A 24883-nucleotide genomic window follows, 5' to 3' on the forward strand; every position below is an offset into this window, starting at 1 on the left:
CGATGGAGGGGAGGAAGCCTTCCGACCCTCAGCCGCCGCCCGATACGCTGCCCGATCTCTCCAGCCCCTCCCGGGCCGGGGGGCTTCCGGATCGCGAAACCCTGCGCCGGTTCGTGACCGAGGCCACCGGCCGCGTCGGGAAGCGCGAGATCGCGCGCGCCTTCGGCCTGGGTCCGGAACACAAGGCGGCGCTGCGCGACATGCTGCGCGAGCTGGCGCTGGACGGCGCGCTGGTTCCGGCCGGCGCGCGCCGCTTCCGCGCGTCCGCCGCCATGCCCGAGGCGACGGTGGTGCAGGTCACCGGCACCGACCCGGACGGCGACCCGATCGCCCGCCCCGTGATGTGGGAGGGCGACGGGCCGGCACCGGTCATCTTCATGCATCCCGAGCAGAAGGGCCGCCCGGCCCTGGCGCCGGGCGAACGGGTGGTGGCGCGCCTCAAGCGCGTCGGGCCGGGCCGTTACGAGGGCCGCACCCTGCGCCGGCTGACCGACGCGCCGGGGCGCGTCGTCGGCCTGTTCCGCGCCACCCCGGCCGATCCGGCCGCCGCGCCGCGCCGGGTGCAGGAAGCCGGGCGCATCGTGCCCGCCGACCGCCGGTCCAAGGCCGAATGGATCGTCCCGGCGGGCGAGACGATGGGCGCCGAGCATGATGAGATCGTGGTCGCCGAGCCGCTGCCGATGGCCGGGCACGGGCTGAAACCGGTGCGGATCGTCGAACGGCTGGGCCCGATGGGCGACGCCCGCTCGGTCAGCCTGCTGGCGATCCACACCCACGCCATCCCCCACCAGTTCCCGGCCGATGCGCTGGCCGAGGCCGAGCGCGCGCGCGGCGTGTCCGCCGAGGGTCGCGAGGATCTGCGGGACGTGCCGCTGATCACGATCGACGGCGCCGACGCCCGCGATTTCGACGATGCCGTCTATGCCGAGCCCTGGTCCGGGCCGGAGGGCACCGGCTTCCGCCTGATCGTGGCCATCGCCGACGTGGCGCATTACGTGCGCCCCGGCTCGACGCTGGACAGCGAGGCAAGGCGGCGCGGCAATTCGGTCTATTTTCCCGACCGGGTGGTGCCGATGCTGCCCGAGGCGCTGTCGAACGGCTGGTGCTCGCTGCGCCCCGGCGAGGATCGGGGCTGCCTGTTCGTCGAAATCCATATCGATGCGGAGGGCCGGAAACTGCGCCACCGCTTCGGCCGGGGCATCATGCGCAGCGCCGCGCGCCTGACCTATGACGAGGTGCAGGCGATTGCGGATGGCCAGCAGGACAGCCCGCTGCCCGAGGGCATGATGGCCACGCTGTTCGATGCCTGGCGTGCCCTGTCGACGGCGCGGGCACAACGTGGCACGCTGGAACTCGACGTGCCGGAACGGGTGGTGCGACTCGACGAGACCGGGCGGATCACCGCCATCGAGCCCCGCATCCGCCACGACAGCCATCGCCTGATCGAGGATTTCATGGTGCTGGCCAACGTCGCCGCCGCCGAGGAACTGGAACGCCGCCGTCGGCCGTGCCTGTACCGCATCCACGCCCCGCCCTCGCCGGAACGGGCGGAGGCGATGCGTGACAATCTGTCCGCCATGGGCTTCGCCGTACCGCCGGTCGGCGCGCTGCATGCGCGCGACCTGGCCGGGGTGCTGGCCCGCGCCGCCGAGGGCGATGCGCCCACGCTGGTCAGCGAGACCATCCTGCGCGCGCAGAGCCAGGCCGAATACAGTCCCGACAATATCGGTCATTTCGGTCTGGCGCTGTCGTCCTACGCCCATTTCACCAGCCCCATCCGGCGCTATGCCGACCTGATGGTGCATCGGGCGCTGATCGGCATGGGCACGCACCCGCCCGATGCCATGCCCGCCGCCGACGCGGCGAAGCTGGAGGAGATCGGTGCGCAGGTCAGCACCGCCGAACGACGCGCCATCCTGGCCGAGCGCGAGACGACCGAACGCTATGTCGCCGCCTGGCTGGCCGATCAGGTTGGTACGGAATTTACCGGCCATGTGTCGGGCGTGACCCGGTTCGGCGTGTTCGTGACATTGACGCAGACCGGGGCCAGCGGTCTGGTGCCGGTATCGACCCTGCCCGACGATGTCTGGACCCATGACGACAAGACCCACACCCTGCGCGGCCGCGACAGCGGACTGGTCCTGCGCCTGGGCCAGCCGGTCACCGTGCGCCTGGCCGAGGCGACGCCCGTGACGGGCGGCCTGCTCTTCACCCTGACGGACCCGCCGCCCGTGCCCGCGCGCCGCGCCCGCGGCCAGCGCCCGCGCTGATGCGCCCCCGGGCCGCCTCGTCGGGGTGGATCGGCCGGCGGCGGCCCCTGCGGCTGCCGGCGCGGTCGGTCGCGATCATGCTGGTCGTCATCTACCTGATGACGCCCAGGCTGGCGGCCGCCGACGCGGCCCGCCCGGCGCTGGACACCAGCATGACGCAGGCCGTCCTCAACGCGGCCCTGACCTTCCTGCTGCCCCGCACGCTGGAGAGCCATACCTCGCGCGATTTCTGCCTGTGGGGCCTGAACGGGCTGAGCGCGATCGACCCCGCCCTGACCGTGACGGACCGGGACGGCACCGTGCAGCTGGCCTTCGGGCAGGACGTGCTGCTGCGCGTGCCCGACCCCGCCGAAACTGACCAGGCCGGCTGGACCGACCTGGCGGTGCGGCTGATGCAGGCGGCATGGGGCCGGTCGTCCGCCGTGCGCGACGCGGGCGGCGGCGGATTGCTGCAGGGGTTCTTCGACGAACTGTTCAACCATATGGACCCGTATTCGCGCTACGTCGCGCCCGCCCCGGCGACGACCGACCGCGACACCCGCACCGGCGGCGAGGCCGGAACGGGCCTGACCCTGGGGCGGGATGCGCGCTCGATCCTGATCACGGCGGTCAACGCCAACGGGCCGGCCTGGCCGGCGGGCCTGGTGGTCGGGCAGCGGCTCTACGCGGTCGACGGCCGCTCCACCCGCGACCAGACTCCCCAGACCGTCACGCAATGGTTGCTGGGCGATCCCGGCAGCAAGGTGACTTTGCTGGTGGGGGACGAGCGCGCGCGCCGCACGATCACACTGCACCGGGCCTCGGTCCCGCCCGAGACGGTCTTTGCCTATGCCGACGGGCATGTGGTGGTCATCCGCATCACCGCCTTTTCCGCCGATACCGCGCAGGAAATGAGCCAGTATCTGGACCAGGCGGGCGACGACCCGCATCTGCGCGGGCTGGTGATGGATCTGCGCGGCAACCGTGGCGGCGTGCTGCAGCAGGCCGTGACGGCCAGCGCCCTGGTGCTGGATCGCGGCGTGGCGGTGGTCACGCATGGGCGCGACGCCCAGGCCAACCATGTCTGGGCCGTGCAGGGCGGCGACATGACCGGCGGCGTGCCCATCGTCGTGCTGGTCGACGGGCGTACCGCCAGCGCCGCCGAGATCCTGGCCGCCGCCCTGGCCGACCACAAGCGCGCCGTCGTGGTCGGCAGCGCCACGCTGGGCAAGGGGCTGGTGCAGACGATCGGCCAGATGCCCGACGGCGGCGAATTGTTCGTGACCTGGAGCCGCGTCCTGGCGCCGCTGGGCTGGCCGCTGCAAGGGCTGGGCGTGATGCCGCAGGTCTGCACCAGCCGGGGCGAGGCCGACCTGGAACGGCAGCTCCAGGACCTCGCGGCCGGCCAGGTGGACATGCGCGACACCGTGCAGGCAACGCGCGCCGTCCGCTTCCCCGTCGCCGTGTCGCACATCCTGGACCTGCGCAAGGCCTGCCCCGCCGCGATCGGCACCGATTCCGACCTGGACGCCGCCCGGTCGCTGCTCGACAATCCGGCGGAATATCGCGCCGCCCTGTCCGCCATCCCCGAGGAGGGCACCTATGCACCCCAAGCGGAGTAAGGCCCTGCCCGGCAGCCCGATCCGGGAGGCCGGATCGTGACCGAAGCCCGCCTGCGCGCCGGCCTGTGGGTCTCCGCCGTGGTCCGGCACGCGAACCAGAGCGGCCATCCGGCGATGGTCCTGCGGCGCGGCGACGCGGACGCGGGCGGCATCCTGGTCGTCCTGCTGGGGCGGGATGGCCGCCTGTCGGTCCTGGCGCAGACCCGCACGGCGGATGGCAGCCCAGCCTGGCTTCGCGGCACCGGACCCGACCCGGTCGACCAGGCCGCCGCCGACGCCTATGTCGCCCGGCAGGTGGGGCGCGACCCGGACCTGTGGGTGCTGGAATTCGACGCCCCGGACCTCACCCCACCGTTCGAGGCAACCCTGCTCTGACCTCCTGTCGGGAACCTCGCGGGTGTGTCATGCGCTCCACACCCGTCCCCTCACGACCGTCCGGCGCCGGTCAGGCCGCCGTGCATGCCACCCTATGGATTGCCATCGGCGCGTCTTTCGGCAAAGAAGACAGAAATATAAAGGGCGACGCGCGTTCATCCGACCGGGCCGCACAGTCAGCATACCCGGCTAAGGGAGAAATCAGACCATGACAGTGCGGCACGGATTGCTTGGAGGAACGATTCTCGCGGCGGCGTTCGCCTTCGGTTCCACCCTCTCCGTCGCCCCGGCCTTCGCCCAGCCCGTCCAGGGCCTGTATGTCGCCGGCGAGGGCGGAGCCACCTTCAACCAGGACCAGCGGGTGCGCTCGTCGCCCAACTTCCCCGACGGGCGCGACAAATACCATACCGGCGCGGTCGGAATCGGCAGCGTCGGCTGGGGCCTGGGCAACGGCTTCCGCGTGGAGGTCGAGGGCAATTACCGCAATAACGGGCTGAAGAACTTCAACTCCGCCGCGCTGCCCTCCAGCCATGTAGGCGGACGGCAGCAGACCTACGGGGTCATGGCCAATGCCCTGTTCGACATGGATATCGGCAAGAGCTGGCTCTACCCCTATTTCGGCGCGGGCGTCGGCTATGCCTGGCAGTCGATGAACGCCTCCGTCATGGGCCCGGGCTTCAACCAGCAGATCGGTGGCACGTTCGGCAATTTCGCCTATCAGGGCATATTCGGCCTCGCCTTCCCCGTCCCGTGGGTCGTCGGCCTGTCGGCGACGGCGGAATACCGGTTCTGGACCATGCTCGGCCCGCAATCCCATGGCGCGAGTTCGATCGGCACCATCGGCGGCTACAACGCCAGCCGCCCCTATGGCGCCGCGACGGGCAACCGCGACACCATGACCGACTTCAACCATTCGCTGATGCTCGGCCTGCGCTACGAGTTCAACCCGGCCCCGCCCCCGGCCCCGCCGTCGGTGGAGCCCGCGGCCCCGGCCCCCACGCAGACCCGGACCTACCTGGTGTTCTTCGACTGGGATAAATCCGGCCTGTCGGACCGTGCGCGCGCCATCGTGGCAACAGCCGCCCAGGCCTCGACCCACACCCAGACCACGCGGATCGAGGTCAACGGCTATACCGACAATTCCGCCGCCCATCCCGGCCCGCGCGGCGCACGCTACAACATGGCGCTGTCACTCCGCCGCGCCCAGGCCGTGCAGGCCGAACTGATCCGCGACGGCGTCCCCGGCACCGCAATCGACATCCACGGCTTCGGCGAAGACCACCCGCTGGTCCCCACCGGCCCCAACACCCGCGAACCCCAGAACCGCCGCGTCGAGATCATCCTGAAATAAGGCACCGGGAAAGGGTCAAGCTCGGGCTCCGCCCGAACCCGCAAGGGGCCAGTCGGCCCCTTGACCCCAATTCCCTCTGAAGCCGCGGGGTTCAGGCCCGGAAACGTGGGCTGGTGAGCGAGAGTGCCGCGCAGCGGCACGGCCGTCGTGTGTTGCGGAGCATCGAAGCGGAGCGGCCTTGATGGCCGTGAGCACCGGAGCGCAGGAAACGCGCGCCGGATCGCCACCAGCGCGCGTTTACGGGCCAAAACGTCAGGTTAGGCCGGTGAAAAGCGAGGTGGACAGATACCGCTCGGCGAAGGATGGGGCGATGACGACGATCGTCTTGCCCGCATGCTCCGGCTGCTCCGCCAGCTTCAGCGCCGCATGCAGCGCCGCCCCCGACGAGATCCCGATCGGCACGCCATCCAGCCGCGCACACCGCCGCGCCGCCGCGATCGCCTCGCGCTCCGACACCGTCAGCACACCGTCCAGCGCCGGCAGGTCCAGCGTGCGGGGGCAGAATCCGGGACCGATCCCCTGGATACCGTGCGGGCCGGCCTCGTCACCGTTCAGGATCGCGCTTTCCACCGGCTCCACGCCATAGACCGCCAGCCCGGGCTTGCGCGGCTTCAGCGCATGGGCAATGCCGCTGGCAGTGCCGCCGGTGCCCACGCCGGCCACCACGATATCGACCGCACCTTCCGTATCGGTCCAGATCTCCTCGGCGGTGGTCAGGGCGTGAATGGTCGGGTTGTCGGCATTTTCGAACTGGCGCGGCATCCAGGCATGCGGCGTCTTCTTCACGATGTCCTCGGCCCGGGCGATGGCACCGGCCATGCCCAGCCGGGACGGGGTCAATTGCAGTTCCGCGTCCAGCAGGCGCAGCATCTTGCGCCGCTCCATCGACGCGCCCTCGGGCATGGTCACGATCAGCCGATAGCCGCGCGCAACAGCGACGAACGCCAGTGAAATGCCGGTATTGCCCGATGTCGGCTCCACCAGCACGGTCCGGCCCGGCGTGATGTCGCCCCGCTGCTCGGCGGCCAGCACCATGGCGGCGCCGATCCGGTCCTTGACCGACCCCAGCGGATTGAAAAATTCCAGCTTCATCAGGATCCGGCTGGCCACCTCGTCCTCGCGCATCAGGCGCGGCAGGGCAACCAGCGGGGTGCCGCCGACCGTGTCCACGATCGAGTCGTACACCCGCCCACGCGGCCCGGCCAGGCCCAGATGGCCGTCCGCCGCCACTGAATGATCCATGGGTCGCTCCTTCCTTCAACGCATTGACGCGGATTTAATCGTAATAGCTGACATAATCCATCATCACACCAAACAGAAGCGTGGATCATCGCCGCCGATCCTGCTAGCCTCACGCCCGGCGCGTGTCCGGTCGTCGGACACACCATGGATTGCAGGAGAAATCGGGAATGCTGCTTCGGCGTGACAGGGCCATGATCGCGGTGCTCATCATGCTCGACGTCGCGTTCCATGCCGGACGCACCGGAACCGTCAGCGCCGCCGACATCGCCGAGCGCGCCGGGCTGGCACGACGGGGCATCGAACCGCTGCTCCAGACATTATCGCGTTCCAGCCTGCTGGAAAGCGTGCGCGGGCCACGCGGCGGCTACCGGCTGGGCCGCCCGCGGCGCGACATCACCGTGGCCGATATCGTCGAGGTCGCGACGGCCGACGATTCGTCGTCCGATGACGGTCCGATGGGCCAGCTCTTCACCCGCGTCATCGATCCGTGCTGGCAGAAGCTGGACGACACCGTGTCGGCCCAGTGCCGCAAGCTGACCCTGGACGATCTGGTGCACCGGGCGGAATCGAGCGGCATGCGCCGTCCGCTGGCCGAGCCGATCAGCTTTTCGATCTGATTTTTCCCCGCCGCGTGCGGGGATGGGCGGGGGAATGCCCCCCGCCGCCTCCCATCACGGATGAGTTGTCTTGGCGCGACGCCTGGTTGCCGTCCTGCTCGTGCTCTTGGCCGGCGCGGGCGCCGGGGTCGGGGCCATCACCATCGGGGTCGGCACCACCACGCCCGTCGCATCGACCGTTGCCGTGACATCCAGCGTATCACGCGGCTGACCGGGGCCACGGATCAGCGTCACGCTGAAATGGTCCTGCCCGGCATAGGCAGTGTTGGGCGTGTACATCACATACGTATGATCGTTGTAATTATACAGGAACGCCTTGCCGTGCTCCGGCGCCGGCGCAACGCCGAACGAGGCATAGGACCGTTCCCCGTCCTGCTGGACCAGAACGCCGCAATTGCCGTCATCGCTGCGCACGGACATCGTCGCCGTCTTCTGGGCCGGCCCGGCCGACTTGACGGGGCTGACCTGGCAGACCGCCGAGCGTTTCATATAGCCGAACGGATCGGGGGGACCCGCGACCTGAAGCCCAGGCTTGTTTTGACATCCGGCCAGCACGGCTGACGCCGCCACCAGAATTGCAGAAGACAATCGCACGCGCACTCGTCAACTCCGCTCGCTCAAGAACCGGCCCGCACCAGGCTGCCGCGAATCGTCCGGCAACGCTCTAGAACAGTACCGGGATGCACATAAAGACCCAATCCGATCCTCAAGGATCGGCAATCACGGATGGCAGGGGCCGGCAGAACGCGCCATGGTGCGACGACCAGTCGTGACCCCAAAATTTGATTGCCAACACTCTGGTCAGGGTTATGCTGCCATTATAGAACGCTAGCAAGTCCAGTTCACATGCCGGTTCATGTCATCGACCACGACCCGGCACAGCTTTCCGGTCGGTCGGGAGAAACCTTATCATGACGTTTCCCATTTGGCGCGCCGCTGTGGCCGGCCTGGCCCTTGCCGGGCTTGTGAACGGACAGGCCGCATTCGCAGCCGGCGCCTGCACCTCCTCCCCCGCGCATGAGGCCTTCGACGTGCAGGGTCTCAAGAGCGAGCTGATGGTGACGGCCCTGTCGTGCAACATGCAGGACCGCTACAACGCCTTCGTTGAACGCTTCCGCCCCAGGCTGCTGGACGAGGAAGGGGCGCTGAACGCCTATTTCCGCACCACCTACGGCCGGGGCGCCCAGCGCGAGCATGATGACTACATCACCCAGCTCGCCAACGTGCAGTCCGAACGCGGGCTGAAGGCCGGCACCGCCTTCTGCAACCAGCGCGCGGCGATGTTCGACGAGGTCGCGGTGCTGGAAAGCGCGCAGGACCTGTCGCGCTACGCCCAGGCCAAGGACATCATCCAGCCCGCATCGTACGAAACCTGCGCCGCGCCCGAGCGCGTGCTGCACTCGGAAGTCCGCAGCCGCTCGCGCGCCCGGGCCGCCCACACCACCCGGAGCTGACACGCGCCTCCGGGGCATGGCGCGTGGCTCCGGCCACGCGCCTGCTTGACAGGGAACGGGGCTGCGGAACAAAGAACAGTCCATGAACGACGATCTCTTTTCCGCGCCGCGCCCGAAGCGGGAGTCGCGCCCCCGCGCGACCGGGGCCACCGCACCGGCTCCGGCCAGCGCGGCCGAGACGTACGATGCCAGCGCCATCGAGGTGCTGGAGGGGCTGGAGCCCGTCCGGCGGCGCCCCGGCATGTATATCGGCGGCACGGATGAAGGCGCGTATCATCACCTGGCCGCCGAAATCCTGGACAATGCGATGGACGAGGCGGTGGCCGGCCACGCCACCACCATCGACGTCACGCTGGATGAAGGCGACTGGCTGACCATCCGCGACAATGGCCGAGGCATTCCGGTCGATCCGCACCCCAAATTCAAGGATCGCTCGGCGCTGGAGGTCATCCTGACCACGCTGCACGCGGGCGGGAAATTCTCGGGCAAGGCCTATGCCACCTCGGGCGGCCTGCACGGCGTGGGCTCGTCGGTGGTCAATGCGCTGGCAGCGCGGATGGAGGTCGAGGTCGCGCGCGACCGCACCCTGTGGCGCCAGGCCTATGAACGCGGCCATCCGGTGACGAAACTGGAGAAGGTGGGGCCGACCCAGAACCGGCGCGGTACCCAGATCCGCTTCACCCCCGATCCGCAGATCTTCGGGCGCCTCCATTTCTCGCCCGCGCGCCTGTACAAATTGTGCCGCTCCAAGGCCTATCTGTATCGCGGCGTGACCATCCGCTGGGCCTGCGACCCGGCGCTGATCCGGGATGGCGACATTCCCGCCGAGGCGGTGCTGCATTTCCCCGGCGGCGTGGCCGACAGCCTGCGTGACGAACTGGGCACGGCCTCGCTGCTGGCCGAGATGTGGTCCGGCGACGCCGACCTGCCGGTCGGGCCGGATGGCGCCGAAACCGGCCGGATGGAATGGGCGGTGGCGTTCCTGGAATCCGGGTCGTCCAGCCTGGCCTCCTACTGCAACACCATCCCCACCCCGCAGGGCGGCACGCACGAGGCCGGATTCCGCGCGGCATTGCTGAAAGGCTTCCGCGCCTGGGGCGAACAGCGGTCGAACCGCCGCGCCTCCGCCATCGCAGCCGACGACATTCTCGGGATCATCGCCGCCAAACTGTCGGTCTTCATCCGCGATCCGCAATTCCAGGGCCAGACCAAGGAAAAACTGACCTCGTCCGAAGCCAGCCGCCTGGTCGAGACCGCGCTGCGCGACCGGTTCGAGCAATGGCTGGCCGGCCATCCGGCGCAGGCCGACAACCTCCTGGCCTTCATCATCGAGCGCGCCGAGGAACGGCTGCGCCGCAAGGATCTGAAGGACACACCGCGCAAGAGCGCCACACGGCGCCTGCGCCTGCCGGGCAAGCTGACCGACTGCACGCGCGAGAACGCAGCCGAGACCGAGATCTTCCTGGTCGAGGGCGATTCCGCCGGCGGTTCTGCCAAGCAGGCCCGCAACCGCGAAACGCAGGCGGTGCTGCCGCTGCGCGGCAAGATCCTGAACGTCGCCAGCGCCTCGACCGAGAAATTGCGCGCCAACCAGGAACTGCGCGATCTGGTCGAGGCCCTGGGCTGCGGCATCGGCGAACGGTTCGATGCCACGCGCCTGCGCTATGGCCGCGTCATCATCATGACCGACGCCGACGTGGACGGCGCGCATATCGCGTCGCTGCTGATGACCTTCTTCTACCGCGAACTGCCCGAACTGATCCGCCGGGGGCATATCTATCTGGCCCAGCCGCCGCTCTACCGCCTGACCCAGGGCGGCCGGACGGTCTATGCGATGGATGACGCCGACCGTGAGCGGAAGCTGAAATCGGATTTCAAGCCCAACGCCAAGATCGAGATCTCGCGCTTCAAGGGCTTGGGCGAAATGCCGCCGGGCGACCTGAAACAGACAACGATGGACCCCAGGAAACGCACGCTGCTGCAGGTCGTCACCCGGCCCGAGGACCGCGCGCTGACCAGCGATCGCGTCGAGCAGTTGATGGGTCGCAAGGCGGAATCGCGCTTCCAGTTCATCCAGGAACATGCCCGCCTGGTCGAGGAACTGGACGTCTGATCGCCCATGTCTCCTGACCATCCCCGCGCATCCCTGGACAAACGATGACCACGGCCGCGCATTCCGCGGCCGGAGACGCACAGACGCAAGGTCCGCTGGCCGGCATCCTGCTGGTCGTGGGGGGCATGGTCTCGTTCCAGGTCGGCGGTTCGTTCGCCAAGCTGCTGTTTCCCGTCTTCGGGCCCCTGGGCACGGTCAGCCTGCGCCTGTGGATCGCCGCCATCGTGCTGGGCATCCTGACGCGCCCCTGGCGCGCGGCGCCGAACCGGGCGACCCTGAAGCTGGTCCTGTGGTACGGCGCCTCGATCGGCGTGATGAACATGGCGTTCTACCTGTCGCTGGACCACCTGCCGCTGGGCGTGGCGGTGGCGGTCGAGTTCCTGGGGCCGCTGATCCTGTCCCTGTCGGGCGCGCGGCGCGCGCGCGAACTGCTGCTGTTTCCCGTCATCGTCGGGGGGCTGTATCTGCTGCTGCAACCCGGCGCGGCACTGGCCGGCCGGCCGCTGGACCTGCTGGGCGTGGCCTATGGGCTGATGGCCGCGGCGGCCTGGGCTGCCTATATCGTGACCGGCGGCCGGGTCAGCCGGCGGATCGACGCGGCGCGTGCCACGGCTCTCGGCCAGGCGGTCGGCGCCGTGCTGGTCACGCCGCTGATGGCGGCGACCCTGCCCGTCACCGCCAGGCATCCGCATGCCGCCCTGCTGGCCTGTTTCGTCGCAATCCTGTCGTCCGCCCTGCCCTACACGCTGGAAATGCTGGCCATGAAGCGGCTGCATCCCCGCCAGTTCGGCATCCTGACCAGCCTCGACCCGGCGGTGGCCGCCATCATCGGGCTGGCATTGCTGGGCGAACATCTGGCCCCCGCGCAATGGGCGGGAATCCTGTGCATCGTGCTGAGTTCGATCATCGGCGTCCTGCTCCAGCGCCCCGGCCAGGAAACCGCCCCGGTGCTGCCCGAGATGTAGCAGGCCCCATCCGGCGCCCCGCCCTCCCCACCGCCCGAGGATCGCGATAGATTCGCAACGATCGGACAGCGAGGAGAGAGACATGACCGACCGGATGGTCTTCTACAGCCAGATGGACAATCCCGAACCCTGGCGGGCGGCGCTGCATGCGGCCCTGCCCGACCTGGGGTTCGAACTGGCCGACGTGGTCACCGACACCGCCGGGATACGCTATGCGCTGGTCTGGAACCCGCCGCAGGGATTCTTCGCCCGTTTTCCCGAGCTGCGCATGATCGTCAGCCTCGGTGCCGGCGTGGATGCGCTGGTGGCGCGCGACGACCTGCCGCCCGGCGTGGCGATCACGCGGCTGCAGGACCCGATGATGTCGCGAATGATGGCCAGCTACGTCCTGTTCGCCACCCTGCGCCTGGCCCGCGACATTCCGGCCTTCGCGGCCGCGCAGCGCAAGGGACAGTGGCACTTCATCGAACCCCGCCCCCTCTCGCACACGCGTGTCGGCATCATGGGATTGGGCGAACTGGGCCTGTTCGCGGCGCGGGAATGCGCGCGGCTGGGCTTTACGGTCAGCGGCTGGTCGCGCAGCCCGAAAGCCGAGCCCGGCATCACCTGCCATGCGGGGATGGACAGCCTGCCGTCCTTCCTGGGCGGATGCGATATCCTGGTCTGCATGCTGCCAAAAACGCCGCAGACCATCGGCCTGCTCAATGCCGAACGGCTCGCGATGCTGCCGCAGGGCGCGGGCTTCATCAATGTCGCGCGCGGCGCCATCGTCGATGACGACGCGCTGGTCGCCGCCCTGCGCTCCGGCCGGATCGGGCAGGCCACGCTGGACGTCTTCAGCCAGGAACCGCTGCCCGGCGACCATCCGCTGTGGTGCATGGACAATGTGCTGATCACACCGCACGTCGCCTCGGTCGCCCTGCCGGACTCGGCGGCACCACAGGTCGCCGAGAATATCCGCCGCCTGCGCACCGGCCTGCCGGTGCGCGATGCCGTGGACGTCGCGCGCGGTTACTGACGGGGCCGAAAAGGGCATCCAGGCGCGGATATCACGCTTGCGAACACCCTTGCGCGAGCGGCCTGTGGCTTTCACGGCACAGGCCGCCCGCGTTTATGAACATCGAGAAAAAGGCCGCCTCTTTTTTTATAAAAATTCGTCCACAAATTGTTCTGACAATTTAACTGAATTTCCTGATTTTTAATACTTGCCCCTCCTCGCCGGCAAACAGTCTTCGAAATCACGCCGCATTCATGTTGCATAAGGGCAACATAATGCAAAAAATCCGTAACAGATGCCACGCGAACGGTCGACAGGCCGGTTCTGATCATGTGTAATTTTTATTAACGCGCTGTAACAGGCCAAGACACATGCCCAGGGAGCTCCACGGCACATCGCAATCACCGGAAATCCGGAACGAGATGGGACGCGGCCGCCCGTTAAATCATGTCGGAATCGGTAGGATTCCGGCAGATTTTCCGGTCGGAACGCCTGGCATCGCATACAGCGCACTATTCTGATCAAGACACTGGCTTACCAATCTTCACGTCAATATCTCTGGAGAAATTCATGGGCGATCGCCAGATAAAGCAGACGACCGCACGATCTCTTCGCCGAAAGAACGTTCTTCTTCTCGCCTTCACGGCCATGAGCGGGGCGATGTATTCCTCCGCTTTCGCCCAAAGCGCGGCGACGGCACTCAGCGCGACGGCCCCGGACGCGCAGCCCGAAAGCGTGGTGGTGACGGGCTCGTTCCTGCGCAGTTCCAACAACACCTCGGCCAACCCGGTCCAGACGATCACGTCGCGTGAAATCCAGCAATCCGGCTCCACGACGCTGGGCGACTACCTGCAGCGCCTGCCATCCATCGGATCGTCCGGGACCACCAACAACCAGACCAACGGCACGGACGGCCTGTCCTGCACCGACCTGCGCAATCTGGGCTCGAAGCGCGTCCTGGTACTAATCGACGGCAAGCGCACCACGTCGAACGGCGTCGGCGAATGCGTCGATATGAACGCGATCCCGGCAGCGCTGGTCCAGAGCATCGAAATCCTGAAGGATGGCGGTTCGGAACTTTACGGTGCCGACGCCGTCGCGGGCGTGATCAACATCAAGCTGCGCCATAACACGACGGACGCCAACATCACCGTACGCGGCGGCATCAGCGGCCACGGCGATAACGACACCGGCCTGATTTCCGGCTACAAGGGCTTCAACTTCGATCACGGCAAGGGCAACCTGACCCTGTTCGGCTCGTACATGAGCCAGGGCGGCGTCATGCAGCGCGACCGGTCGTGGGCGACGCCGGTGCAGTCCAACAACCCGGCCGCAGCCGGCGCCGCATCCTATGGCTCGGCGATCCCGCCGAACGGGCAGTATTTCGGCTTGGACAGCGGCTCGGATCTCGCCGGTTCGGCCAACGGCACCTCGTTCCACAACTTCACCAGCGCCGACCGCTACAATTATGGCAATCAGCAGCAGCTTCTGAACCAGTTGCAGAACTCCACGCTCAGCGGCGACCTGCATTACGAAATCAACAAACACTTCAACCTGTACGCCAACGTGCTGTACAGCCACCGCACCTCATCGGCGCAGATGGCGCCCGAGCCGGTGATCGGCGCGGTTCCCCCGTCGGACATGCCGGCTTCGGTCATCATTCCGTCGAACGATCCGTACAACCCGTTCGGCGAAGACGTTCAGATGTACAAGCGTCTGAGCGAATTCGGGAACCGCCGTACCGAGACTGCCAGCGACACCACGACCGTGAAGTGGGGCGTCAACGGCGAAATCACGCACGGCTGGAACTACGATGTTTCCTATACCTGGGGCACCAACCAGACGAACGAACGCGTCGAGGGCGTCGGCAGCTACGTGAACCTGCTGCAGGAATATGGGCTGCGCCAGGTCGATCCGACCGACACGAACAGCGCGGTGGTCTATGATCCGTCGGTGTGTAACGCCGCAGCGGGCTGCGTCCTGTCCAACCCGTTCGCGACCCTGTCGCCGGCGGCGGCGCGATACGCGAACTACACGTCCAGCAGCGAATATTACTACCAGATGCGCGACCTGAATGCCCGCATCAACAACGACCATGTCGTGAAGATGCCCTACGAGCATGGCGGCAGCCTGGGCATCGCACTGGGCATGGAACATCGCGGCGAACAGCTTGCCTACCATCCCGACCCGCTGATCGGTTCCGGCCAGAGCCTCACCGACACCGCCAAGCCCACCGGCGGCGGCTTCAACGTGACCGAAGGCTATCTGGAAGGCAGTCTGAACCTGCTGCGCCACGCCTTCCTGGCGCATGATCTGACGATCGATGCACAGGGCCGCTATTCGGCCTACAACACGTTCGGCAGCATCAAGAACTGGAAAGCCTCGATCGACTGGGCGCCGACGCGCGATATCCGCTTCCGTGGCACGTTGGGTACCTCGGTCCGTCAGCCCAGCGTCTATGAGCTTTATCAGGGCCAGGCGATCAATTATGCCTCGGCCAGCGATCCGTGCGCCCAAGCCGAAAGCTATGGCAGCATGTCGCCCACGGTCGTGGCGAACTGCGCCAAGGCCGGCATTGATACTTCGACGTTCGTGGACGCCAATTCCGGCCAGATCCCGACGCTGACCGGCGGCAACGCGCGACTGCATCCCGAAACCGGCCGTACCTACACCTTCGGCACGGTCGTCACCCCGCGCTGGATTCCGGGCCTGTCCACCAGCGCCACCTTCTGGCACTACACGATCGAAAACCTGATTTCCGCCCTGCCGACCCAGACCGTCGTGGACGGGTGCTACACCGGCACCAACACCGGCTACTGCTCGGACATCGTGCGCTATCAGGGCACCGATCAGATCGATACCGTCAGCAATTACTACATCAACCAGGGCGGCCTGCATGAAAGCGGCATCGACTGGGACCTGGACTACCACTTCCGCGTGACTCCGCTGGATTCGTTCACGATCTCGAACAACTTCCAGCAGCTGGTGAACTACAAGCAGCAGTATGTTTCCGGTGGTCCCTGGGTGAACCTGACGGGCGCGCTGCTCTACCAGAGCGGCATCGGCCAGCCGAAGGTGCGTGACTATGCCAGCCTGACCTGGACCCATGGTCCGTTTTCGGTCACCTACATGATGCAGTATACCGGCGGCATGCGCTGGAACGACGGCACCAACTTCCTGACGCCGCTCGGCTCGCGTCGCTACAAGACGCCCGCGATGGTGCAGAACGACCTGTCCTTCGCCTATCGCCTGCATCGGTGGCAGTTTACGGGCGGTATCCAGAACATCAACAACAAGAAGCCCCCCTTCGTCGCCAGCGCCACGGACAACAGCGCCGGCGCGCAATATGGCGGCTTCTACATCGGCCGCTACTTCTTCCTGCAGGCCGGCATGAACTTCTGATCGGCAGTCCGACGATTATCGTCGGCTCCGGGGCGGCGGTCGCAAGACCGCCGCCTTTTTTGTTTCGGGCGCGCGGCGACTACCCCGTCCGTCAGGTGTCCGTGTTCCGCCCCCACCTTCCTCCTTTGCCATGCGCGGCTTCTGATAGATGGCCGCCAATTCCGCCTTCGCCCTCAGGCGCCTTGAAGGCCGCCGAATATCCCTTCCGTTTGCCCGTCACCGGATCCCTCCTTCTTGAAATACCCCTTAAGCTCAAGCACCTGTCCGAATTCCGGGAGCCACCTCATTCAGCCTGCCGCAATCGGCCTCTCTAAACTAAGTTTTATCACGATTCTGAAACTCGTGATTGGCCACGCTAAAAGAGAGGCTGATATCATTTCCTTTATGGAACTTGATTTCTCCAGATTCTCCCACAAATTCGTCTCCAGACGGGAATGCGAATACGTTTCTCCTCGGGATTGACCCCCGCCGGCCCGGTCCCCTATCGAATCGTTGCCGCCTCCGCATACTCCGATCCATTTGCCAAGACGGCGCAGAATTGCGCCGCATGACGGTCAAGACAGATATGATGAAACGATCCTTCCTTCTCTGCGGCGCAGCCATGGCAGTGCTCGCGTCACACATCATCATTCCTTTTTCGGCACGGGCCGAGGATCACCCTCCCCATACGGATGCACCGGCGGCCAAATCGTCACCGGCTGCATTCGATTTCACGCCCCAGCAGAAAATCTCCGACGGCACGGTCACCATCCGCGGGCAGAAGATCGCCTATCAGGCCGTTGCCGGCACTCTGGCCGTCCACCCAAGAAACTGGGATGACGCCACCCCGGAGAAGACGACCAAGCCCGAAGACGAGCCCGTCGCGGCGATGTTTTACGTTGCCTACTTCAAGAAGGGCGTAAAGAACACCGAACGCCCGATCACCTTCGTCTATAATGGGGGCCCGGGTTCGGCGACGATCTGGCTGCATATGGGGGCATTCGGCCCTCGGCGCATCGTGACGGCGGACGACACACATACTGCCGCGGCCCCGTACAAGCTGGTCGACAATGACGACAGCCTGCTGGACGTGACAGATCTGGTCTTCATCGATGCCCCGGGCACCGGCTTCGGCCGGCTGGGGGGCAAGGACAAGGACAAGGCGTTCTACGGCACGGACCCCGACGCCTGGGCATTCACCGATTTCATCGCCCAGTTCCTGGGTCGCTACCGTCGCTACAATTCGCCAAAATATCTCTATGGCGAAAGCTATGGCACCACGCGATCGGCGATCGTCGCGAATATGCTGAAACAGGAGAAGGAAATTGATCTGAACGGCGTGATGCTCCTGTCCCAGATCCTGGATTATGACAACAGCATCGATCGTCCCCAGAACAATCCCAGCGTCGACCAGCCCTATGTCCTGGCGCTGCCCAGCTTCGCCGCGACGGCCTGGTATCATCACAAACTGCCGCAGCAGCCGGCCGACCTGAAGGCCTTCCTGCACGAGGTCGAGCATTTCGCCCTGACCGACTACAGCAGCGCCCTGCAGGACGGCACGGCGATTTCCGACACGCGTTTCAATGAAATCGCCGCCCGCCTGCATGCCTATACCGGCCTGCCGGTCGATTACATCAAGCACGCGAACCTGCGCGTGAATGGTGGAGAATTCGAAAAGACCCTGATGGCGGACGAGGAGATCGACACAGGACGTCTGGATAGCCGTTTTTCCGGCGCCTCGATCGACCCCCTTTCCCAGCATCCCTTCTACGACCCGATGGATTCGTCGATGGGGTCCGCCTATCTGTCGACCTTCAACGACTATGTGCGCGACGCACTGCATTACGGCGGCGAAAGCCCGACTGGAGCCTACGAGGAATACAAGCCCAGCGCCCATTCCATCGGGAAATGGTCTTTTACCCACGAACAGCCCGACAGCCCGCATTCGGACCGTGGCCTCCCCAACGTTCTGCCTGACCTGGCCATGGCGATGAAGGAGAATCCCATGCTGAAGGTGCAGCTCAATCAGGGCTATTTCGATCTCGGCACGCCATATTTCGAAGGCGTGTTCGAAATGCGCCACCTGCCGATTCCGCGCAAGCTGGCCGGAAATATCGAGATCCATCAATATATGTCCGGCCACATGGTCTATGCCCACGCACCGGCCCTGAAGGAACTGCACGACAACGCGGCCGATTTCATCCGCCGGACCGACAATCTTCCTGGTTGATACAGGCGGGGCTGTCCCGACCATACGCGTCAGCGGCATGGGTCGTTCCGGCACGCATGGAAGACGTTCAAGAGTACAACGCATTGTTCATCCGGGCACCGAAGGAATCTCCTTCGGGCCCGGCTTTCCTGACCAGCGCGGGACTCAAGCCGTTCCTGCAAATCCCGCAGCAGATGCGATGAGGCCCGCCCCCAGGCGTGTCGATTTCTTTCCCGCATGCACCCGGAACCGGCCCCTTCAACAGCGGTGCGGGCTTTAGCTGTATTTCTCGCAAGCCAGACAGGATTCTTCCGTCGACGAACGAGCTTGCACCACCGGAAAGAGAGAAACGTTTCAAACATGAAATGCCATATCAAACGCCCCGATCTACGCCGTAGAGGCGTGTCCCTGCCCTTGCTGGCCGTCTCGGTCATCGTTGGGTGCGGATCAGGGGCGATCCTGCCTCCTGCCGCGCCCGGCCTGGCGGCGACACCGAACGCCATACCGCATCCCGACCAGACAATGATGCGCCAGACGGTAACGACTCTGGTAGGGTTCGGCACGCGGCATACGCTGTCCACCACCACCGATCCCCAGCGCGGGATCGGTGCGGCGCGGCACTGGGTTGCAGACCGCTTCACGGCCGATAGTGCCGCCTGCGGCCAATGCCTGACGGTCGAGACGATCGGCGATCGGTTCACCGGGCCACGCGCCCCGACGGGCGTGCAGGTGGAAGACGTGCTGGCCATCCAGAAGGGCACCACCGATCCCGACCGCGTGGTGATTGTACAGGCCCATATCGACAGCCGCGTCAATGACGTGATGGATGCGGCCACAGATGCGCCGGGCGCCAATGACGACGCATCGGGCGTAGCCCTGGTGATGGAGGCCGCACGTCTTCTGTCGAAACGGCATTTCCCGGCGACCATCGTCTATGCCGTCCTCTCGGGCGAGGAACAGGGCCTGTGGGGCGGCGAACTGCTGGCCCGCACGGCCAAGGCGCGCGGATGGCGGGTCGCCGGCGTGCTGAACAACGATATCGTCGGCAACACCCACGGAATCGGCGGCGAACATGTGGACAACCGCGTCCGCGTCTTCAGCGAGGGCATTCAGACCGCGGCCGACGCCACCGGCATCAAGGCGCAGCGCGCGACGGGCGGCGAGGACGATTCACCCTCGCGCGCGCTGGCCAAGGCGATCGTGGCGCAGGCTGCGGACCATCCGGGCATCGGTCTGACGGTACTGGCGGTACGCCGCCCCGACCGCTTCATGCGCGGCGGCGATCATATTCCCTTCCTGGCCGAAGGCTTCCCCGCCATTCGTTTCACCGAGGCGGTCGAAGACTATGACCGCCAGCACCAGCGCGTGCGTGTGGAAGACGGGCACCGTTATGGGGACACGATCGATTTTGTGGATTTCCCGTATCTCGCACGGGTAACGTCCCTGAACATGGCCGTCCTGTCCGACCTGGCGTCCGCCCCCGCCGCACCGTCCACGGCCACGATCGCCGGCGCGCTGTCAGACGATACCACGGTGACCTGGGCCCCCGTGCCAGGCGCCGCCGGCTATCGCGTCAGCTGGCGCCCGGCGGATGGCATGGCCTGGACGAACTATCGGGACGTACCGGCGACCGCGACCTCGCTGGTCCTGAAAAACGTCAACATCGACGACCATTTCTTCGGCGTATCTTCTGTCTCGACCGACGGGGCCCAAAGCCTGGTCACGTTCGCGGGCATGCCGCCGCGGCCGATTCCCGGCCATACGCACTGATCGGACCTGCCGATCCCCATCGTCAAGCGCAGTGTCCATGTTCGGACACTGCAACGCCTTCCTGCAAAGGCTGACCGTTATCAGGACATATTTTATCATGGCCTGACATCACGCCCTTCAGTGACCAGCACGCCCCGTGCCGTCCGCGTGAGCGGCTGGTAATGCCGCCGCAGGGCGCGGGCTTCATCAATATCGCGCACGGCGCCATCGTCGATGAGGACGCGCTGCCGGACTGGGCGACGCCACCGGTGGCCGAGAATATCCACCGCCTGCGCACCAGCCTGGCCGTACATGGCGCCGTGGACGTCGCGCGCAATTATTGAACGAGCCGGCAGAGGCCATCGGGCGCAGATCGCACCTACGGCCGCCCGTCGATCGGCCTGTGGCTTCTGCGGCACAAGCCGATCACCTTCATGGATACCAGGGAAATTGCCACCTTTTCTTTGGTAAAAATTCACCTCCGAATCATTCCTGATAATTTAATGATATTTCCAAATTTTTAATCTTCTCCGCTCCGCCGGGGCACTCCCCGTCCATCGACCGGCACCTGTGTTACACACCAGAAACATTACGCAATAATACAGCAATAAATTGCATGCGAGCGGTCGACTGATCCGCCTCGATCATGTGTCGTTTTTGTTAACGCGCCCTATCGGCGCAATGACACATGCCAAGGGCTCTCCGCGACATCGCAATCACCGGAAAATCCGGAACGAGGCAGGATGTGCCGGAATCCAGGCATGCCCTTTGGGGTCACAACCGATAATCTTCATGGATACCAAAGAAATTGCCACCTTTTCTTTTGTAAAAATTCGTCTCCAAATCATTCCTGATAATTTAATTATATTTCCAAATTTTTAATCTCATCCGTTCCGCCGGGGAACTCCCCGCCATCGACTGGCATCCATGTTGTACCTCAGCAACATTATGCAAAAAATTAGCAATAAATCACATGCGAGCGGTCGACAGACCCGCTTCGATCATGTGTAGTTTTTGTTAACGCGCCTTATCGGGCAATGACACATGCCAAGGGAACTCTCCGCGACATCGCAATCACCGGAAAATCCGGAACGAGGTGGGACGTGCCGGAATCCGTACGATTCCGACAGCTTTTCTGGCCGGAATCCCGGCATGGCCTTTGGCGCCGAATGCGTATCAAGACACTCGCTTATCACTCTTCATTTCAATATCTCTGGAGAAATTCATGGATGATCACCAGATAAAGCAGACGACCGCACGATCTCTTCGCCGAAAGAACGTTCTTCTTCTCGCCTTCACGGCCATGAGCGGGATGATGTATTCCTCCGCTTTCGCCCAAAGCGCGGAGACGGCGACGCCGGCCTCCACCCCACACAAGCCCCATGTCCGGACGACCAAGGCGCCCAAGGCAACCAGGGTCGTGAAACCGACAACGGCTCCTGTCGCGGCGGCCCCTGCGGCAACGTTACCCGTTGCCACGGCGCCTGCAGTCAACGCGTCGATCCTGGCGAACGCAGCAAGTGCGGCCTCCACACAGGACTCTTCGCCGGCGACCGAGAACGTCATCGTAACGGGCACGCTGTTTCGCGACCCCAATCTGGCCAGCGCCTCGCCCATTACCGAGGTCACGCGCCAGGACATGGCCGCACGCGGCCTGAAGAACGTGACAGACGCGCTGCAGGTCCTGTCCGCCAACGGCGCGGGCAACCTGACGAACTCGTTTTCCGCTAACGGCGCGTTTGCCGCCGGTGCGTCCGCACCCTCGCTTCGCGGCATGAGTACGGATTCGACCCTGGTCCTGATGGACGGGCAGCGCCTGTCCTACTACCCGCTGGCCGACGACGGCGAGCGTAACTTCGTCGATACCAACTGGATGCCGTCCTCGATCATGGATCGGGTGGACGTGATGCAGGATGGCGGTTCGGCCACCTACGGCGCCGACGCCGTGGCGGGCGTCGTCAACTACATCACCCGCAAGCAGATCAAGGGTTTCGAAGGCAATGCCGAAGGCGGCCTGAGTCAGCGGGGCGACACGGGGCACCAGAAGCTGTACGCCACCTATGGTTGGGGTGACCTGAACAAGGATGGCTGGAATCTCTACATCAACTCGGAGTATCAGCAGGACGACGCGCTGTTCAACCGCCAGCTCGGCTATCCTTACAACACGGGCGATCTCAGCGGACTCCCCGGCGGGTTCAACGGTAACAGCAACGTGGTGTCCGGCGGGACGATCGGTAATTTTGCCGCCACCCCCGGCGCCATCGTCTCCCCTGTGACCCTCACCCAGACGCCCTCCGGCGGCAGCTACCCCACCAACACGGGGCCATGGCAACTGGTGAACCCCGCCGGATGCGCGGGCGTGGGTCCGCAAGTCAGCGGCGCGGTGTCGGGCGCCCCAGGCACCAGCACGGCCTGCACCCAGAACACGGTCGGCGACTACAAGCAGATCCAGCCCGAGATCCGCCGCATCAACGCGACGATGCACTTCACCGCCAACGTCACGCCGCGTTCGCAATTCACCACGATGTTCAACTATTCGCAGACACTGTCGACCTTCAATAATTTCTCCGGTCCCTACACGACCATAGGATCCACCCCCTACCTGACCGCCACGGCGCAGGATACATATCTGCCAGCCTCGAGCCCCTATAACCCGACGGGACAGACAGCGCAGATTCTGGCCTCGTATGGCAGCATGATCCCGCAAACGTCGGAATTCAGCCAGAATTTCCGCGGATCGATGCGCTATGCGGGCTGGGCACCGTCGAAATGGGGGTCGGACTGGAATTACGACATCAATTTCGTCGGCATGAACACCATGCTGCAGCAGGTGGACACGGGCTTCCCCACAGTGGCCGGCATCGAGAATTCGATCACCAGCGGTGCATATAACTTCGCCAATCCGTCCGCGAATTCCCAGGCGGAACTGAATTCCATCGCGCCCAGAAACGTGCTGAATGCGCGGTCGCAGGAATATTCCGAAGACATGCACGTCAGCAAGGGGCTGTTCAAGCTTCCGGGCGGCATGGTTAACGTGGCCGTTGGCGGCAACATCCGCTGGGAATCCGTGAACGACCCCAATGCCAACCCCGCGAACGCCAGCAACCCGGCATCGGAATATGTCGGCATCAATCCCTTCAGCGCCAAGGGCAGCCGGTGGGTAGAATCCGGTTATTTCGAAGTCGCCTTGCCGATCGTGAAGATGCTGAACGTGGACGTCTCTGGGCGCTACGATAATTATTCCACTGGAATGCATCATTTCTCGCCGAAAGTGGGCGTGAACTTCAAGCCGGTAAAGCAGTTCCTGTTGCGCGGCACATTCTCGCGCGGGTTCCGCGTGCCGAGCTTCGCGGAGACCAACGGCTCGGTCCTCGGCTACACGGGCTGGACACCCAACAACGCAGCCTTCGCGGCGGCACACAACAACGACGCCTACTCCACGAACGCGACCTCCATCGGCCTCAATACGGTGGGCAACCCCAACCTGCGGCCTGAAATTTCGACCAACTTCACGGGGGGCGCGGTCATCAGTCCGCTGGACTGGCTGCATATCTCGGCGGACTATTATTACATCAAGAAAACCAACTACATCATGTCCAACCCGAGCGCCAACCCAGTTCTGGCAGCCGACAACTTCCTGTCAGGCGCTCCGCTGCCGGCCGGCATTCTGGCGGCAACCCCCGGCATTCCGGATATCCAGGCGCCGAATGCACCACCGCTTCCGGGTTACTTCACCGTCCAGTACGTCAACGCCAGAAGCTTCATGACCAATGGCGTGGACCTGTCGATCGATGCCACCCGCCACCTGCCTGGCCCGCTGCATGACGTGCTGTGGTTCAGCAAGGGCACGGCCACGTATGTGCATGCTTCCAACCTGACGCTGCCCGACGGCAGTGTGTATCACTATGCGGGGACGATCGGGCCATATGAAGCGGTGTCCGCGTCCGGCACACCCCGCTGGAAAGCCAGTTGGGCGAACACCCTCAGCTGGAAAGGGCTGAGCGTAACGCCGACGGTCTATTATACCAGCGGTTACAAGACCACTGCAGAAGACCAGAACGGCCCCAATACCAACAGCTGCGCCTACACCCTGTCGGGCTACGGCGCGGTGGGGGCGCCCGGCACCCAGTGCCATGTAAAAAACTGGTGGGATGTGGATCTGACCGTAAACTATCAGATCAATCAGCGTTGGTCGGTTTACGCAAACGTCTACAATCTGCTGGGCTTTCGCTCACCGTACGATTTCTCGACCTATGGTTCCTACCTCTACAACTCGTCCTGGACGCAGAAGGGTGTCGTCATGCGATCCTTCCAATTCGGTGTGAACGTCCGGCTCTGATAGAGCGCAACACCATGATGGAGGGGTGGTCTTCTGGACCACCCCCTTTTTTTGCCTGCCGACTTGCGCCAGAAGACGGCCCATGTCCGCCTGGACCGATATTCCGTTTACAGTCCCTCATGCCATCGCCGCTCCGCACCCGGTTGATTTGCCTTACAGATCGGGCGAATGAACAATAGCGACCAGACGATTTCATTCCACGGTCCACCACACCGGAGTT

Annotated in this window: 16 protein-coding genes; 14 read left to right on the forward strand and 2 right to left on the reverse strand. The window is 65.1% G+C overall.

Features of this window, described 5'->3' with window-relative positions; all coding sequences use genetic code 11:
• Positions 1 to 2: 2 nt before the first annotated feature.
• The 4 genes from rnr to HLH35_RS17600 all read left to right on the forward strand — a co-directional run bounded on the left by rnr (position 3) and on the right by HLH35_RS17600 (position 5597).
• On the forward strand, positions 3 to 2270 hold the full coding sequence (gene rnr / locus HLH35_RS17585; RefSeq protein WP_182980391.1) for a ribonuclease R: 2268 nt from the start codon (positions 3 to 5) through the stop codon (positions 2268 to 2270).
• Positions 2270 to 3871 (forward strand): S41 family peptidase, encoded by a 1602-nt coding sequence (locus HLH35_RS17590; RefSeq protein WP_182980392.1) that lies wholly within the window; start codon positions 2270 to 2272, stop codon positions 3869 to 3871. Before rnr ends, HLH35_RS17590 begins: the two co-directional genes overlap by 1 nt.
• A 36-nt stretch (positions 3872 to 3907) precedes the next feature.
• The gene (locus HLH35_RS17595) at positions 3908 to 4246 is read left to right on the forward strand and encodes a DUF1491 family protein (RefSeq protein WP_182968582.1); all 339 of its coding nucleotides are present in this window, start codon (positions 3908 to 3910) and stop codon (positions 4244 to 4246) included.
• A 208-nt stretch (positions 4247 to 4454) separates the two neighbouring features.
• A complete protein-coding gene (locus tag HLH35_RS17600) occupies positions 4455 to 5597 on the forward strand; it encodes an OmpA family protein (protein WP_182980393.1) in 1143 nt (380 codons plus the stop codon).
• A 252-nt stretch (positions 5598 to 5849) separates the two neighbouring features.
• Here the strand turns inward: HLH35_RS17600 and cysK are convergent, their stop codons facing one another.
• Positions 5850 to 6839 (reverse strand): cysteine synthase A, encoded by a 990-nt coding sequence (gene cysK / locus HLH35_RS17605; protein ID WP_182968584.1) that lies wholly within the window; start codon positions 6837 to 6839, stop codon positions 5850 to 5852.
• 167 nt (positions 6840 to 7006) lie between these two features.
• Between cysK and HLH35_RS17610 the strand changes: the two genes are divergently transcribed.
• A complete protein-coding gene (locus HLH35_RS17610; protein WP_182968585.1) occupies positions 7007 to 7456 on the forward strand; it encodes an RrF2 family transcriptional regulator in 450 nt (149 codons plus the stop codon).
• Positions 7457 to 7510: 54 nt separating this feature from the next.
• On the opposite strand, the gene HLH35_RS17615 is transcribed toward HLH35_RS17610, so the two are convergent.
• Positions 7511 to 8050: a hypothetical protein gene (locus HLH35_RS17615; RefSeq protein WP_338029387.1), complete on the reverse strand. Its 540-nt coding sequence runs from the start codon at positions 8048 to 8050 to the stop codon at positions 7511 to 7513.
• Positions 8051 to 8367: 317 nt separating this feature from the next.
• Here HLH35_RS17615 and HLH35_RS17620 point away from each other — a divergent pair, with 317 nt between their 5' ends.
• The 9 genes from HLH35_RS17620 (at position 8368) to HLH35_RS17660 (ending at position 24663) form a co-directional block, all read left to right on the forward strand.
• Positions 8368 to 8910, forward strand: a complete 543-nt coding sequence (locus HLH35_RS17620) for a hypothetical protein (protein ID WP_182980395.1) — start codon at positions 8368 to 8370, stop codon at positions 8908 to 8910.
• An 82-nt stretch (positions 8911 to 8992) separates the two neighbouring features.
• Positions 8993 to 11023 (forward strand): DNA topoisomerase IV subunit B, encoded by a 2031-nt coding sequence (gene parE, locus HLH35_RS17625; protein WP_182980396.1) that lies wholly within the window; start codon positions 8993 to 8995, stop codon positions 11021 to 11023.
• Positions 11024 to 11067: 44 nt separating this feature from the next.
• Entirely contained in the window at positions 11068 to 11988 is a 921-nt protein-coding gene (locus HLH35_RS17630; RefSeq protein WP_182980397.1) for an EamA family transporter, read from the forward strand.
• An 82-nt stretch (positions 11989 to 12070) separates the two neighbouring features.
• Positions 12071 to 13006 (forward strand): 2-hydroxyacid dehydrogenase, encoded by a 936-nt coding sequence (locus HLH35_RS17635; RefSeq protein WP_182980398.1) that lies wholly within the window; start codon positions 12071 to 12073, stop codon positions 13004 to 13006.
• 549 nt (positions 13007 to 13555) lie between these two features.
• Positions 13556 to 16387: a TonB-dependent receptor plug domain-containing protein gene (locus HLH35_RS17640; protein ID WP_182980399.1), complete on the forward strand. Its 2832-nt coding sequence runs from the start codon at positions 13556 to 13558 to the stop codon at positions 16385 to 16387.
• A gap of 568 nt (positions 16388 to 16955) precedes the next feature.
• Positions 16956 to 18596 (forward strand): S10 family peptidase, encoded by a 1641-nt coding sequence (locus HLH35_RS17645; protein WP_408870138.1) that lies wholly within the window; start codon positions 16956 to 16958, stop codon positions 18594 to 18596.
• A gap of 339 nt (positions 18597 to 18935) precedes the next feature.
• Positions 18936 to 20345: a M28 family peptidase gene (locus tag HLH35_RS17650; RefSeq protein WP_182980401.1), complete on the forward strand. Its 1410-nt coding sequence runs from the start codon at positions 18936 to 18938 to the stop codon at positions 20343 to 20345.
• Between the two features lie 161 nt (positions 20346 to 20506).
• Positions 20507 to 20668 carry a hypothetical protein gene (locus HLH35_RS17655; protein WP_182980402.1) on the forward strand — a complete coding sequence of 54 codons (162 nt, stop codon included), beginning with the start codon at positions 20507 to 20509 and terminating at the stop codon, positions 20666 to 20668.
• Positions 20669 to 21549: 881 nt separating this feature from the next.
• Positions 21550 to 24663, forward strand: a complete 3114-nt coding sequence (locus HLH35_RS17660) for a TonB-dependent receptor domain-containing protein (protein ID WP_246385199.1) — start codon at positions 21550 to 21552, stop codon at positions 24661 to 24663.
• Positions 24664 to 24883: the final 220 nt, after the last annotated feature.

Source organism: Gluconacetobacter asukensis (genome assembly GCF_014174375.1).
Classification (GTDB): Bacteria; Pseudomonadota; Alphaproteobacteria; order Acetobacterales; family Acetobacteraceae; genus Gluconacetobacter; species Gluconacetobacter asukensis.

What these genes read in the sequence shown, in the direction of transcription:
- rnr (WP_182980391.1), top strand. Translation starts at nt 3, where the DNA reads ATGGAGGGGAGGAAGCCTTCCGACCCTCAGCCGCCGCCCGATACGCTG.
- HLH35_RS17620 (WP_182980395.1), top strand. Translation starts at nt 8,368, where the DNA reads ATGACGTTTCCCATTTGGCGCGCCGCTGTGGCCGGCCTGGCCCTTGCC.
- HLH35_RS17600 (WP_182980393.1), top strand. Translation starts at nt 4,455, where the DNA reads ATGACAGTGCGGCACGGATTGCTTGGAGGAACGATTCTCGCGGCGGCG.
- parE (WP_182980396.1), top strand. Translation starts at nt 8,993, where the DNA reads ATGAACGACGATCTCTTTTCCGCGCCGCGCCCGAAGCGGGAGTCGCGC.
- HLH35_RS17630 (WP_182980397.1), top strand. Translation starts at nt 11,068, where the DNA reads ATGACCACGGCCGCGCATTCCGCGGCCGGAGACGCACAGACGCAAGGT.
- HLH35_RS17650 (WP_182980401.1), top strand. Translation starts at nt 18,936, where the DNA reads ATGAAATGCCATATCAAACGCCCCGATCTACGCCGTAGAGGCGTGTCC.
- HLH35_RS17610 (WP_182968585.1), top strand. Translation starts at nt 7,007, where the DNA reads ATGCTGCTTCGGCGTGACAGGGCCATGATCGCGGTGCTCATCATGCTC.
- HLH35_RS17590 (WP_182980392.1), top strand. Translation starts at nt 2,270, where the DNA reads ATGCGCCCCCGGGCCGCCTCGTCGGGGTGGATCGGCCGGCGGCGGCCC.
- HLH35_RS17635 (WP_182980398.1), top strand. Translation starts at nt 12,071, where the DNA reads ATGACCGACCGGATGGTCTTCTACAGCCAGATGGACAATCCCGAACCC.
- HLH35_RS17660 (WP_246385199.1), top strand. Translation starts at nt 21,550, where the DNA reads ATGGATGATCACCAGATAAAGCAGACGACCGCACGATCTCTTCGCCGA.
- cysK (WP_182968584.1), bottom strand. Translation starts at nt 6,839, where the DNA reads ATGGATCATTCAGTGGCGGCGGACGGCCATCTGGGCCTGGCCGGGCCG.
- HLH35_RS17655 (WP_182980402.1), top strand. Translation starts at nt 20,507, where the DNA reads ATGCCGCCGCAGGGCGCGGGCTTCATCAATATCGCGCACGGCGCCATC.
- HLH35_RS17640 (WP_182980399.1), top strand. Translation starts at nt 13,556, where the DNA reads ATGGGCGATCGCCAGATAAAGCAGACGACCGCACGATCTCTTCGCCGA.
- HLH35_RS17645 (WP_408870138.1), top strand. Translation starts at nt 16,956, where the DNA reads ATGAAACGATCCTTCCTTCTCTGCGGCGCAGCCATGGCAGTGCTCGCG.